Raw genomic sequence first — 12,819 nt, forward strand, 5'->3', positions numbered from 1 at the left:
TTGCCGGCGTACTCGAAATCGGAAAAGCTCATCTGACTCATGGGATGGCAGACTTGTAGAAGGCAGTTGGACGGAGGGCTATTTCAGCACAGGTCAGATGGCCTGTGCTGACTTGATCGGAGAATCCTTAAAACGAAAATCAGGAGGGAGGTGGAATCCTTCAAATTTGTAATTCAGCGGTAACGTTCCTGATAGTCACCCCCCTCTAGAATCGAACCTGTAGAGGAGTCTACGACAATCTCCTTCCATGCAAAGGGTGCAGCAGACGAGTGGGTTACTCATGTGTGTCCTGCGACCGCGCTCGCCTTGCGATTTAAAAATCCTCAAAGACAGGTCTAAAGCATGCCCATGTCATGGCGCTTCACGGGGAACTTTCGATGAATAACGAACATTATCTGCGCAGTGTAAAGGGGCTCTCTTTCGCCATCGCTTTTATTATTTCAGGGCCTGCCATGAGTGCTGAGAAGTTCTCTGTCGCCAATGAACAGATTCAAGCGCTGGGTATCAAGACGTCTGCTGTGCAAAGCATGAAACAGACGGTCAGCACGCGATATCCCGGCCAGGTTGTCGTGCCTCCGAAAGCGGAGCAGATCGTCAGTTCCCCACTTGAAGGTGTGGTGGTGCAACTGCTGGTGGGCGAGTACCAGGCCGTTCGCAAAGGCGAGCCGGTCGTGCGCCTGTCCAGTCCGGCGATGAGCCAGCTCCAGCTCCAGCTGTTGCAGGCATCTGCCCGCGCCACGCTGGCCCGGCAGGCCTACACCCGGGAACAGAAGCTGTTCGATGAGGGCATCATTCCGCAGCGTCGGGCGCAGGAAGCCCAGGCAACGCTGAAGGAAGCGGAAGCGACTCTGGTGCAGACCAAGGCCGAACTGGCCCTGGCGGGAATGACCCCGGCCATGATCGAGCAGGTCATCCGCTCCGGGATTCCTTCCGACAGGATCACCCTCAGCGCCGTTCAGGACGGCATTGTCAGCAACATCTCGGTCCGGCCCGGCCAGCGGGTCGACGGTGCCACGTCGCTGCTGAACATCACCCAGGTCGATGCGCTGTGGCTGGACGTGCAGATTCCGGCCGCGGCCAGTATTGGCATTCAGCCGGGCGCGGGCGTAACGGTGGTCGACAAGGGCATTAATGGGCGTGTCATCAACCTGAGCCCGACCCTCTCGGCTACCAGCCAGTTCGTGGTGCTGCGCGCCGAAATCGAAAATGCCAACGGCGCCCTGCGTCCCGGCGAGCTCGTCACCGTGGAGATCCCGGTTCAGGCCGCTGGCAAATCCTGGGACATCCCTCTGTCTGCCGTCGCTCGCAACAAGACCGACTCCGTGGTGTTCGTCCGCACGCCCGACGGTTTTGAAGCCCGCCCGGTCAAGGTCGAAGCCAGCGCGGGGCAACTGGTCCGTGTCCAGGGCAACATCAGCGAACAGGACCAGGTTGCCGTCGCCGGCGTGATTGCGCTGAAAGGCGCCTGGCTTGAAGAGGACGGTGAGTGATGCTGAGCCGTCTTATCCAATTCTCTTTGTCCCAGCGCCTGTTCATGGTGCTGGCGACGCTGTTGCTGACCGGCGCGGGCTGGTATGCCTACCGTGGGCTGCCCATCGATGCCTTCCCTGATGTGGCCAGCACCCAGGTCAAGGTGATCATGAAGGCACCGGGGATGACCCCGGAAGAAGTTGAAAGCCGGATTGCCGTGCCGATCGAAGTGGAAATGCTCGGTATTCCCAAGACCAAGATCCTGCGCTCGGTCACCAAGTACGGCCTGGTCGATGTCACCATCGATTTTCAGGATGGCACTGACATCTACTGGGCGCGGCAACAGGTTTCCGAGCGTCTCGGCAACCTGAGCGACAGCCTGCCGGACGGCATCAGTGGCGGCATGGCGCCGATCACCACACCGCTGGGCGAGATGTTTATGTTCACGGTGGACGGTACAACCTTGTCTCTGGTCGAACGTCGCAGCCTGCTCGACTGGGTGATCCGGCCGGCGCTGCGTACCGTACCTGGCGTGGCGGATGTGAACTCCCTCGGTGGCCAGGTCAGGACCTTCGAGGTACTGCCAGATCCCATCCGCATGGCTGCCAGCGGCGTGAGCCTTGAGCAGCTGACCAACGCGGTCAACACCAACAACCGTAACGACGGTGCCGGCCGACTGGGTGAAGGTGACGAAGTCCTGCTGGTACGCAGCGAGGGCAGCATCCGCACCCTGGATGACCTGCGGGCCGTTGTGGTCAATTCCAACAGCTCCAGCCCGGTGCGGGTTGGCGACCTGGCCGAGGTTCGCCTTGGCACCCTGACCCGCTACGGCGTGGTGACCCAGGATGGCAAGGGCGAGGCTGTGCAAGGCCTGGTGCTCGGCCTGGCTGGCGCCAACGCCCGCCAAGTGGTCGCCGGTGTGCAACTGAAGCTCAAGGAACTGGAGGCCACACTACCGAAAGGCATCACCATCACCAGCTTCTACGATCGCTCGTCGCTGGTCGATAAAGCGGTAGGGGCTGTGTCCAAGGCGCTGATCGAGGCCACCGTGTTGGTCATCGTGTTGCTGGCCCTGTTCCTCGGCAACGTTCGCGCAGCGCTGACGGTTGCCCTGGTACTTCCGCTGGCGGCGTTGATCACCTTCATCCTGATGCGCTTCGTCGGCATGTCCGCCAACCTGATGAGTCTGGGAGGGCTGGCCATTGCCATCGGCATGTTGGTGGATGCCGCGGTGGTGGTGGTCGAGAACATCGTCCAGCGTCTGGCCACCGATCCTTCCGGTGGCAAGCTGCCGCGTCTGCACATCATCTACCGGGCGGTGCGCGAGGTCGCGGTACCGGTGACGTCCGGCATCCTGATCATCATCACGGTGTTCCTGCCGCTGCTCACCCTGCAGGACCTCGAAGGCAAGTTCTTCGTCCCGGTGGCGCTGACCATCGTCTTCGCTCTGGCGGGATCGTTGCTGCTGTCGCTGACCGTGATCCCCGTGCTGTCCTCCTACCTGCTGCGCGAGGTCAAGCACGAAGACCCCTGGCTTGCCCGCAAGCTGCTGGGCATCTATGGCCCGGTGCTGGAGTGGGGGCTTGGCCGGCAGAAACTGATCGCGATCATCGCTGGCGCCATGTTGGTCGTCGCTGGCCTGGTCTACACCCAGGTGGGCAAGACCTTCATGCCGACCATGGATGAAGGCGACCTGATCGTGGGTATCGAGAAACTGCCATCGGTCAGCCTCGAACAGACGGCCGAGCTGGACAAGAAGATCCAGACCGCGCTGATGGCAGCGGTCCCGGAGATCCGGGGCATCGTGGCGCGGGCCGGTTCCGACGAGATCGGTCTTGATCCCATGGGCCTGAACCAGACCGATACCTACCTGCTGCTCAAGCCCATGAGCGAATGGCGGATGGACACCAAGGAAGAGCTGATGGACGAGGTCCGCAAGGTGCTCGATCCAATGCCGGGTATCGGCTACAGCTTTACCCAGCCCATCGAGATGCGCGTCTCCGAGATGATCATCGGTGTGCGCGGCGACCTCGCCGTGAAGATCTATGGCCCTGACCTGGGCACCCTGAGCCAACTGGGCGGCAAGATCGAGTCGCTGCTCAAGACTGTGCAGGGCAACCAGGACGTCTACACCGTGCAGAACGACGGTGTGCAGTATCTGCGCGTGGAGATCGACCGGCTGCAGGCTGGCCGTTTCGGCCTGAGCGTCGAGGCCATCCAGGATGCACTGCGCGTGCAGATCGAAGGCCAGCAGGCCGGCCTGGTGATCGAAGGCAACCAGCGCACGCCGATCCTCATTCGCTCGGACGAGTCGGTGCGCACGTCGCCGGCGGACTTCAACGCGGTGCGGATCACCACGCCGGATGGCCAGACCATTCCGCTGAGCAGCGTGGCGAGACTGGAGCGTGCCGATGGCCCGGTGAAGATCGACCGGGAAATGGGCAGCCGCTACAGCGTGGTGATCGCCAACGTCAGCGGTCGTGACCTGGTCGGCTTCGTCGAGGAGGCCAAGGCGCTGGTGGCTCAGCAGGTGGAACTGCCCAACGGCTATCGCATCAGCTGGGGCGGCCAGTTCGAGAACCAGCAGCGTGCGGCTGCCCGGCTGTCCATCGTCGTTCCCGTGGCGCTTGGTCTGATCTTCGTCCTGCTGTTCTCGACCTTCGGCTCCGTGCGCCAGGCGTTGCTTATCCTCAGCAACATCCCCTTCGCCCTGGTGGGCGGCATCGTCGCGCTGTGGGTCACTGGCGAGTACCTCTCGGTGCCAGCGTCGGTGGGGTTCATCGCTTTGTTGGGTATCGCGGTGCTCAACGGCATCGTGCTGGTCAGTTACTTCAACCAGTTGCATGGCGAAGGCCTGCCACTGCGGGAAGTGGTGCTCCAGGGTGCCCGTCGCCGGTTACGCCCGGTACTGATGACCGCCTCGATCACCGCCTTCGGTCTGGTCCCACTGTTGTTCGCTACCGGGCCCGGCTCCGAGATCCAGCGGCCGTTGGCCATCGTGGTGATCGGCGGTTTGATCACCGTCACCGCGCTCACCCTCATGTTGCTCCCGATTCTCTATCTGCGATTCGCCCACGCGAAAAAGGAGGCCAAAGATGCCTGATACCTGGTTGACGCTGCTCTGCACCCCAAGCTTGGAGGAGAAGCTCATCGACCACCTCCTGGTCGTGACGGGGAACCAGATCTTCACCAGCACACCGGTTGCGGCGCACGGGCTGTCCACCGCGGCACTCAATCCGATGGAGCGTGTCATGGGGCGGGCCAAGGCTGTGCAGATCCAACTCGTGGTGGAACGGCAGCAACTCACGGAGGTGCTGCAATCCCTCAAGGAGGAGTTTCCAAATACCGGGCTGCGCTATTGGACGGTCCAGGTCAGTAACTTTGGGGAGTTCGTGTGATGAAGCGCCTTGTTCCCCTGGCTCTGCTGATCAGTGTGTGTGGCACGGCCGTGGCGCAACCTGCCGCTCCGGCAAACATTCTGCCCAAGCCGCTGGTGGTGTCGCTGCTCAACGCCGATCCCCGCGTGGCCTCGGCACGCTCCAGCATGGATGCCGCCATGCTGGAGGCTGGCATCATCCGGCGTTCGCCTTATGAATGGACGGCCACGGCAATCGGCCAGCAACGGCGTACCGACGCTGGCCCCAACTACAACGAATGGAACGTGGGTATCGAGCGCACGGTGCGCCTGCCTGGCAAGGCCAGTGCCGACCAGGACATCAGTTCGGCAACGCTGCGATTGGCAGATGCCACCTATGGCGAAGTCCGTCATGAAGCCGCGCGGGAACTGATGACCCTGTGGCTGGATTGGCTGGTGTCGGAGCACGCGCTCACCATCGCCAATAAAGGCCTGGCCTCAGCCAAGGAAAGCCTGGCGGCGGCGGAAAAACGCAACCGTGCGGGTGACGCCTCTAAGCTGGATGTAAGCCTGGTCAAGGCGGAAGTGGCCGAGCAACTGCGACAAGGCAACGAAGCCAAGATAAAAGCCGCTGCGAGCTGGGCAACACTGTCGCGGCGCTTCCCTGGCATCGAGCGCAAAGTGGTTGATCTGCCCATTCCTTCGGCCGAACTCGGTCAGTACGACACCTGGCGCGAGCGGATCCTGGCCGAAAGCGATGTGCTGCGTCGGGTCGAAGCCTCTCTGCTGAGAAATCAGGGGCAATCGGCCCGGGCGAAGGCTGACAGGGTGCCGGATCCTACGTTGGGGGTATTCACCGCCTCCGAGCAGGGCAACCGTGAGCGCATCTACGGTGTCAGCTTCAGCATGCCGATCCCCAGCGGGTCGCGCAGTGCTCGCTACAGCCAGGCGCTGGCCCAGGAGAATGCGGCTCGCGAGGATGTCGACCTGGCCAAACGCGAGCTGGAAGCCGGGATTGCCCGTGACGTCGAACTGGCTTCAGGTGCTTACGAGAGCTACCTGATCGCGAAGGATGGCGCCGCTGCCATGACCCAGAACGAAGCACAGATGCAGCGTGCCTACGAACTGGGCGAGGTGGATCTGCAGTCGTTGTTGCTGGCTCGCCGGCAAGCCGTCGCATCGTCTACCAGCGCCCTGCAGGCCCACGCGGATACGCTGCGCACCCATCTGTCGCTGTTGATCGATGCCCACTGGATATGGGGGTTGGACGAAAGCTGAGTTGTTGCGTTGCCCGGCATAGGCCGGGCAACCTTTCAGAATCGTAATGAGTTACTCATGCTCCGGTTAGTTTTCGGCAGCAATGATAGGAAACGGCCAGTGACCACAGCTGAATAATAAACGGCCGTCCTATCTCAATAAGGGAAGGTCTGAAGTAACCCTGTATTTCCGGTCGACTTCAGCCCTTGCTGCTTTTGAAAGCGGGCCGTCGATCAAAATCGACCAGGTAACCCGCTCAGTTCTCCGTTTTTGGCCGCCGCGAGCACCTCGCAGCAGCCATTTTCCGCATTACAGGTGCACCTTTCCTGCGGTAGTCAGCAAATGTCGGCGCGCCATCCATAGGTTCGACAGCGCGAACAGCGTCACCAGCTGAGCGGTGTTCTTGGCCAGGCCACGGAAGCGCACCTTCACGTAACCGAACTGGCGCTTGATCACTCGAAACGGGTGCTCGACCTTCGCTCGCACTTGTGCCTTGGCCTTCTCGATCTTGCGCTTGGCTTTGTACAGGGCGCTGCGTTTATCGAGCTTCTTGTAGGTGCTGCGGCGTGCTGCGACCTGCCAGATCACTTCGCGGCCCGCATGTTCGGGGCGCTTTTCGACGCCGGTGTAGCCGGCATCGGCGCAGACGACGTTCTCGTTACCGTGCAGCAGTTTGTCGACCTGGGTGATATCGGGGTTTGGGGAGCAACGGAACAGAAAGTGCACTTAAGCCCAGCGCCTGCCCGCAAACCCTTGTGGCGTCTGGTTAGTTCGGGAAAACCAAGGTTTTGCCGAACTCTATCGAGGAATGGCTCTGTCGTTTTCAGAAGACGACCGCACCATCTGACTGGATGTAACGCCTGGTGTGCATACGGCTCCTGACAGCCCAATATCAGGAGTCGTCTGCACCAATCTCGACTATGCTCAATACTCGTGTGCACCAAAGCGAGGTTTGGGCATGACATCAGACACTCCACCGATTGCCGCGCAAGGCGTGGCCACCCTGCCCGACGAGGCATGGGCGCAAGCCCGGCACCGGACGGAAATCATCGGGCCACTGGCAGCGCTTGAGGTGGTCGGGCATGAAGCCGCCGATGAGGCAGCCCAAGCGCTGGGCCTGTCCCGGCGACAGGTATATGTCCTGATCCGTCGCGCCCGGCAGGGTACTGGCCTGGTAACAGACCTGACGCCCGGCCGATCCGGCGGCGGCAAAGGCAAGGGGCGCTTGCCGGAACCGGTCGAGCGCATCATCCGCGAGCTGCTGCAAAAGCGCTTCCTGACCAAGCAGAAACGCAGCCTGGCGGCGTTCCACCGCGAAGTCGCGCAGGCGTGCAAAACCCAGAAGCTGCCGGTGCCGGCGCGCAACACCGTGGCCCAGCGGATTGCCGGACTACACCCGGCGAAAATAGCCCGCAGCCGGGGCGGGCAGGACGCTGCCCGTCCCTTGCAAGGCGCGGGTGGCATTCCGCCCGAAGTCACCATGCCGCTGGAACAGGTGCAGATCGACCACACCGTCATCGACCTGATCGTGGTCGACGAGCGCGACCGGCAACCGATTGGCCGCCCATATTTGACCCTCGCCATCGACGTGTTCACGCGCTGCGTACTCGGCATGGTGGTCACGCTGGAAGCGCCGTCCGCCGTCTCGGTCGGCCTATGCCTCGCGCATGCCGCCTGCGACAAGCGGCCCTGGCTGGAAGGGCTGAATGTGGAAATGGACTGGCCGATGAGCGGCAAGCCCAGGCTGCTCTATCTGGACAACGCGGCCGAGTTCAAAAGCGAAGCGCTGCGCCGTGGCTGCGAACAGCATGGCATCCGGCTGGACTATCGCCCACCAGGCCAGCCGCACTACGGCGGCATCGTGGAACGGATCATCGGCACGGCGATGCAGATGATCCACGACGAATTACCGGGGACGACCTTCTCCAATCCCGGCCAGCGCGGCGAGTACGATTCCGAGAAGATGGCCACCCTGACGCTGCGCGAGCTGGAGCGCTGGCTCGCGTTGGCGGTAGGCACCTATCACGGCTCCGTGCACAACGGCCTGCTCCAGCCGCCGGCCGCGCGCTGGGCCGAGGCCGTGGAGCGCGTTGGCGTCCCGGCCGTCGTTACCCGCCCCACCGCGTTTTTGGTCGATTTCCTGCCGGTGATCCGCCGCACCCTGACCCGCACCGGCTTTGTCATCGACCACATCCACTACTACGCCGACGCCCTCAAGCCGTGGATTGCCCGGCGCGAGCGCTTGCCCGCCTTCCTGATCCGGCGCGATCCGCGCGACATCAGCCGCATCTGGGTACTGGAACCGGAAGGTCAGCACTATCTGGAGATCCACTACCGCACCTTGTCCCATCCGGCCGTCACCCTCTGGGAACAACGCCAGGCGCTGGCCAAATTGCGTCAGCTCGGGCGCGAGCAGGTGGACGAGTCGGCGCTGTTCCGCATGATCGGGCAGATGCGCGAGATCGTGACCACCGCCCAGAAGGCCACGCGCAAGGCGCGGCGCGACGCTGATCGCCGCCAGCACCTCAAGACGTCGGAGCCACCGGCCAAGCCCATACCGCCGGATGTGGACATGGCTGACCCGCAGGCAGACAACCTGCCGCCGGCCAAACCGTTCGATCAGATCGAGGAGTGGTAGCCGTGGACGAATATCCCGTCATTGACCTGTCCCACCTGCTGCCAGCGGCACAGGGTTTGGCCAGGCTGCCGGCAGACGAGCGCATCCAGCGCATTCGCGCCGACCGCTGGATCGGCTACCCGCGCGCGGTCGAGGCGCTGAACCGGCTGGAAACTCTGTATGCGTGGCCGAACAAGCAACGCATGCCAAACCTGCTGCTGGTCGGCCCCACCAACAACGGCAAGTCGATGATCGTCGAGAAATTCCGGCGGGCGCACCCGGTCGGCACCGACGCTGACCAAGAACATATCCCGGTGCTGGTCGTGCAGATGCCGTCAGAGCCATCGGTGATCCGCTTCTATGTCGCGCTGCTGGCTGCGATGGGCGCGCCGCTGCGCCCGCGCCCACGGCTGCCGGAAATGGAGCAACTGGCGCTGGCCCTGCTGCGCAAGGTCGGCGTGCGCATGCTGGTGATCGACGAACTGCACAATGTACTGGCTGGCAACAGCGTTAACCGGCGCGAGTTCCTCAACCTGCTGCGCTTCCTCGGCAACGAGCTGCGTATCCCCCTGGTCGGGGTCGGCACGCGCGAGGCGTACCTGGCCATCCGTTCGGACGATCAGTTGGAAAACCGCTTCGAGCCGATGCTGCTGCCGCCGTGGGAGGCCAATGAGGACTGCTGCTCGCTGCTGGCCAGCTTCGCGGCGTCACTCCCGCTACGGCGGCCATCCCCGATTGCCACGCTGGACATGGCCCGCTACCTGCTCACCCGGAGCGAAGGCACCATCGGCGAGCTTGCACATCTGCTGGTGGCGGCGGCCGTCGCCGCCGTGGAGAGTGGCGAGGAAGCGATCAACCACCGCACGCTCAGCATGGCCGACTACATCGGCCCCAGTGAGCGGCGGCGACAGTTCGAGCGGGAACTGATGTGAAGTCCGCGCCGCGCTGGCCGCTGCATCCGGCACCCAAGGAAGGCGAAGCCCTGTCCTCATGGCTCAACCGGGTCGCCGCCTGCTACCAGATGGACGTGCACGAGCTGCTGGCCCACGATCTTGGTCACAGCCAACTTGATGACCTGGATACCGCACCATCCTTGTCGTTGCTGACGGCGCTCTGCCAGCGCAGTGGCGTCGAGCTGGAGCGGTTGCGCAGCATGAGTCTTGCAGGCTGGGTGCCGTGGCTGCTCGACAGTCTCGACGATTCGGTACCAGCAGCCTTGGAAACCTATACATTCCAATGCGCGGTGCTCCTGCCCAAGCGCACCCGCAAGGTGCGGTCCATCACTCGCTGGCGTGCCTGGCTACCGAGCCAGACGATTCGCCGGGCGTGTCCGCAGTGTCTGAACGATCCAACGAATCAAGCTGTGCTACTCGTCTGGCAGCTCCCCTTGATGCTGAGCTGCCCGCAGCATGGCTGCTGGCTGGAGTCCTACTGGGGCATGCCCGGCCGGTATCTTCAGTGGGAAATCGCCGATGCTGCGCCGCGCCCTGCCGATGACGCAATCGCCTGCATGGACCGGCGCACCTGGCAGGCGCTGACGACGGGTTTTGTGGAGCTGCCGCGTCGGCGTGTCCACGCCGGCTTGTGGTTCCGGCTGCTGCGCACCCTGCTTGATGAGCTGAACACGCCGCTCTCGCACTGCGGCAGTTGCTCGGCGAGCATCCGCCATGTCTGGGAGCGCTGCGGCCATCCGCTGCGCGCCGGGCAGAGTCTGTGGCGTCCCTACGAGATTCTGGCCCCGGCGGTGCAGTGGCAGATGCTGGAGGCGGCGGCCACCGCCATCACGCTGATCGAGTCAAAGGCGCTGATCCCGCGCGGGGAACAGGCCGCGCTGTTTCAGACGGAGCCGCACACTGGTTTCACCAACGGCCTGCCGGCGAAGGTGCCGAAGCCGGAACCCATCAACCACTGGCAACGAGCAGCCCAGGCCATCGATGAGGCCATCATTGAAGCGCGACACAACCCGGAGACGGCCCGCTTGCTGTTCACACTGGCGTCCTACGGGCGACGCGACCCCGAATCCCTGGAACGTTTGCGCGCCACGTTCACCAAGGAGGGCATCCCGCCGGAGTTTTTGTCACATTACGAGCCTGAATGGCCGTTTGCAGGTCTTAGACTAAATGACGGGTTAAGTGACAGTTTTTGACGGCGAGAACTTTCTGGCTCACACTGTCACATAATCGAACGTATATGTGACAGGTACGACATGCTGATAGGCTACATGCGGGTATCGAAGGCGGACGGCTCCCAGGCTACCGATTTGCAGCGCGACGCGCTGATTGCCGCCGGGGTCGATCCAGTACATCTTTACGAGGATCAGGCATCCGGCATGCGCGAGGATCGGCCCGGCTTGACGAGCTGCCTGAAGGCGTTGCGAACTGGCGACACACTGGTCGTGTGGAAACTGGATCGGCTCGGACGCGACCTGCGACATCTCATCAACACCGTGCACGACCTGACTGGGCGCGGCATCGGCTTGAAGGTATTAACCGGGCACGGCGCGGCCATCGACACCACGACCGCCGCCGGCAAGCTGGTCTTTGGCATCTTCGCCGCCCTGGCCGAGTTCGAGCGCGAGTTGATCGCGGAGCGCACGATTGCCGGCCTAGCCTCGGCCCGCGCGCGCGGGCGGAAAGGCGGCCGGCCGTTCAAGATGACCGCCGCCAAGCTGCGGCTGGCGATGGCGGCAATGGGTCAGCCAGAGACCAAGGTCGGCGACCTGTGCCAGGAACTTGGCGTCACGCGGCAGACCCTGTATCGGCATGTTTCACCCAAGGGTGAGCTACGTCCAGATGGCGAGAAGCTACTCAGCCGAATTTGATGCCGGCATGAGGCAACGTAGCGACAGCGTGGTTTGTCTCAATGGGAAGCGCTCATGATCGATCTTTGAAGGCCCGCAGCAGTCGTGTCACAGACAGGACGAACAAACCGGTCAGCGTGAGGGCTGCGATACCCCAGTACTCTCCGATGAACGCGCCGGCCGTCGTGCCGGCCAGCACAATGGCGAGAATCGGCAAATGGCAGGGACAGGTGAGCACGGCCAGCGCGCCCCACAGGTAGCCGGTGATCGGTTTGTGCGTCTCGGACGGCAAGCGCTCGGGGCTGTTCATGGCAGACTCTCCGCGTGCTGTGCCGGCTCGGTCGGCATGGTGGCCAACTGCACCTCCAGATCGGCCAACGCTTCGCGCCGACGCTCGACGAACTGGCGCAGAACGGCAAGCTGCGCGGCCGCTTCATCGCCGTCCGCAGCATCCAGCGCCCGGCACAGCCGCGCCAGCGCGTCCAGGCCGATGCCCGCCTCGAAGGCCGCCCGCACGAAGCACAGCCGTTGCAAGGCGGCATCATCGAACAGGCCATAGCCGCCCGGGGTGCACGCCACCGGACGCAGCAATCCGCGCAGCAGGTAGTCGCGCACGATATGCACGCTCACCCCGGCATCAAGGGCCAGCCGGGACACGGTGTAGGCGCTCATTGAAAACCTCCTTTTTTTATCCAGCGCAGCAGGAAAGCTGCTTCACGTCCTTGTTGAAGGTCTGCGCCGCAAGCTTCAACCCCTCGACCATTGTCAGGTAGGGGAACAACTGGTCGGCCAGTTCCTGCACCGTCATGCGGTTGCGGATGGCGAGCACCGCCGTCTGGATCAGTTCGCCCGCTTCCGGGGCCACCGCCTGCACGCCGATGAGCCGTCCGCTACCTTCCTCGATGACCAGCTTGATGAAGCCGCGTGTGTCGAAGTTGGCAAGCGCTCGCGGAACGTTGTCGAGTGTCAGCGTGCGACTGTCGGTCTCGATGCCATCGTGGTGCGCTTCCGCCTCGCTGTAGCCCACGGTGGCGACTTGCGGGTCGGTGAACACCACTGCCGGCATCGCGGTCAGATTGAGGGCTGCGTCGCCGCCGGTCATGTTGATCGCGGCACGGGTGCCGGCGGCCGCTGCCACGTAGACGAACTGCGGCTGGTCGGTGCAGTCGCCGGCCGCGTAGATGTTCGGGTTGCTCGTGCGCATGCCTTGGTCGATAACGATGGCCCCTTGCGCATTGACAGTGACCCCCGCCGCGTCCAGCGCGAGGCTGCGCGTATTCGGTGCCCGACCGGTGGCAACCAGCAACTTGTCAGCGCGCA

11 protein-coding genes and 1 pseudogene are annotated in these 12,819 nt (G+C 63.3%); 8 read left to right on the forward strand and 4 right to left on the reverse strand.

Features of this window, described 5'->3' with window-relative positions; translation table 11 throughout:
• The first annotated feature begins 377 nt into the window (after positions 1–377).
• From CQW31_RS29810 to CQW31_RS29825, 4 genes are read left to right on the forward strand one after another with little or no spacing between them, the layout of a single operon-like run.
• Positions 378–1,490 (forward strand): efflux RND transporter periplasmic adaptor subunit, encoded by a 1,113-nt coding sequence (locus tag CQW31_RS29810; protein ID WP_023628708.1) that lies wholly within the window; start codon positions 378–380, stop codon positions 1,488–1,490.
• Positions 1,490–4,573 carry an efflux RND transporter permease subunit gene (locus CQW31_RS29815; protein WP_003089077.1) on the forward strand — a complete coding sequence of 1,028 codons (3,084 nt, stop codon included), beginning with the start codon at positions 1,490–1,492 and terminating at the stop codon, positions 4,571–4,573. The genes CQW31_RS29810 and CQW31_RS29815 overlap by 1 nt, the downstream gene beginning before the upstream one ends.
• Positions 4,566–4,868: a DUF3240 family protein gene (locus tag CQW31_RS29820; RefSeq protein ID WP_003288512.1), complete on the forward strand. Its 303-nt coding sequence runs from the start codon at positions 4,566–4,568 to the stop codon at positions 4,866–4,868. Before CQW31_RS29815 ends, CQW31_RS29820 begins: the two co-directional genes overlap by 8 nt.
• Positions 4,868–6,103 carry a TolC family protein gene (locus CQW31_RS29825; protein ID WP_003089075.1) on the forward strand — a complete coding sequence of 412 codons (1,236 nt, stop codon included), beginning with the start codon at positions 4,868–4,870 and terminating at the stop codon, positions 6,101–6,103. Before CQW31_RS29820 ends, CQW31_RS29825 begins: the two co-directional genes overlap by 1 nt.
• Before the next feature lie 288 nt (positions 6,104–6,391).
• Here CQW31_RS29825 and CQW31_RS29830 read toward each other — a convergent pair.
• Positions 6,392–6,775: pseudogene (locus CQW31_RS29830) on the reverse strand (transposase); the annotation flags it as partial.
• Positions 6,776–7,040: 265 nt separating this feature from the next.
• On the opposite strand from CQW31_RS29830, the gene CQW31_RS29840 reads away from it, so the two are divergent.
• From CQW31_RS29840 to CQW31_RS29855, 4 genes are read left to right on the forward strand one after another with little or no spacing between them, the layout of a single operon-like run.
• On the forward strand, positions 7,041–8,720 hold the full coding sequence (locus tag CQW31_RS29840) for a Mu transposase C-terminal domain-containing protein (protein WP_003465068.1): 1,680 nt from the start codon (positions 7,041–7,043) through the stop codon (positions 8,718–8,720).
• A gap of 2 nt (positions 8,721–8,722) precedes the next feature.
• Entirely contained in the window at positions 8,723–9,631 is a 909-nt protein-coding gene (locus CQW31_RS29845; protein WP_003465065.1) for a TniB family NTP-binding protein, read from the forward strand.
• Positions 9,628–10,845, forward strand: coding sequence for a TniQ family protein (locus tag CQW31_RS29850; protein ID WP_003465063.1), 1,218 nt, complete (start codon positions 9,628–9,630; stop codon positions 10,843–10,845). The genes CQW31_RS29845 and CQW31_RS29850 overlap by 4 nt, the downstream gene beginning before the upstream one ends.
• Positions 10,846–10,905: 60 nt before the next feature.
• Positions 10,906–11,520 carry a recombinase family protein gene (locus CQW31_RS29855; protein WP_000904941.1) on the forward strand — a complete coding sequence of 205 codons (615 nt, stop codon included), beginning with the start codon at positions 10,906–10,908 and terminating at the stop codon, positions 11,518–11,520.
• Positions 11,521–11,572: 52 nt separating this feature from the next.
• Here CQW31_RS29855 and merE read toward each other — a convergent pair whose 3' ends face one another.
• From merE to CQW31_RS29870, 3 genes are all read right to left on the reverse strand, one after another.
• Complete coding sequence (gene merE, locus CQW31_RS29860; RefSeq protein WP_001087809.1) at positions 11,573–11,809, reverse strand: broad-spectrum mercury transporter MerE; 237 nt, start codon at positions 11,807–11,809, stop codon at positions 11,573–11,575.
• Positions 11,806–12,171 (reverse strand): mercury resistance co-regulator MerD, encoded by a 366-nt coding sequence (gene merD / locus CQW31_RS29865; RefSeq protein WP_003465059.1) that lies wholly within the window; start codon positions 12,169–12,171, stop codon positions 11,806–11,808. Before merD ends, merE begins: the two co-directional genes overlap by 4 nt.
• Positions 12,172–12,187: 16 nt before the next feature.
• The coding region (locus CQW31_RS29870) for an FAD-dependent oxidoreductase (RefSeq protein WP_158238194.1) at positions 12,188–12,819 on the reverse strand (632 nt) is incomplete at its 5' end.

Origin of the sequence: Pseudomonas sp. 382, from assembly GCF_002759075.1 — a bacterium.
Taxonomy (GTDB): domain Bacteria; phylum Pseudomonadota; class Gammaproteobacteria; order Pseudomonadales; family Pseudomonadaceae; genus Aquipseudomonas; species Aquipseudomonas vlassakiae.

Coding starts and splice junctions, on each gene's coding strand:
- CQW31_RS29810 (WP_023628708.1), top strand. CDS start 378: ATGAATAACGAACATTATCTGCGCAGTGTAAAGGGGCTCTCTTTCGCC.
- CQW31_RS29815 (WP_003089077.1), top strand. CDS start 1,490: ATGCTGAGCCGTCTTATCCAATTCTCTTTGTCCCAGCGCCTGTTCATG.
- CQW31_RS29820 (WP_003288512.1), top strand. CDS start 4,566: ATGCCTGATACCTGGTTGACGCTGCTCTGCACCCCAAGCTTGGAGGAG.
- CQW31_RS29825 (WP_003089075.1), top strand. CDS start 4,868: ATGAAGCGCCTTGTTCCCCTGGCTCTGCTGATCAGTGTGTGTGGCACG.
- CQW31_RS29840 (WP_003465068.1), top strand. CDS start 7,041: ATGACATCAGACACTCCACCGATTGCCGCGCAAGGCGTGGCCACCCTG.
- CQW31_RS29855 (WP_000904941.1), top strand. CDS start 10,906: ATGCTGATAGGCTACATGCGGGTATCGAAGGCGGACGGCTCCCAGGCT.
- merE (WP_001087809.1), bottom strand. CDS start 11,809: ATGAACAGCCCCGAGCGCTTGCCGTCCGAGACGCACAAACCGATCACC.
- merD (WP_003465059.1), bottom strand. CDS start 12,171: ATGAGCGCCTACACCGTGTCCCGGCTGGCCCTTGATGCCGGGGTGAGC.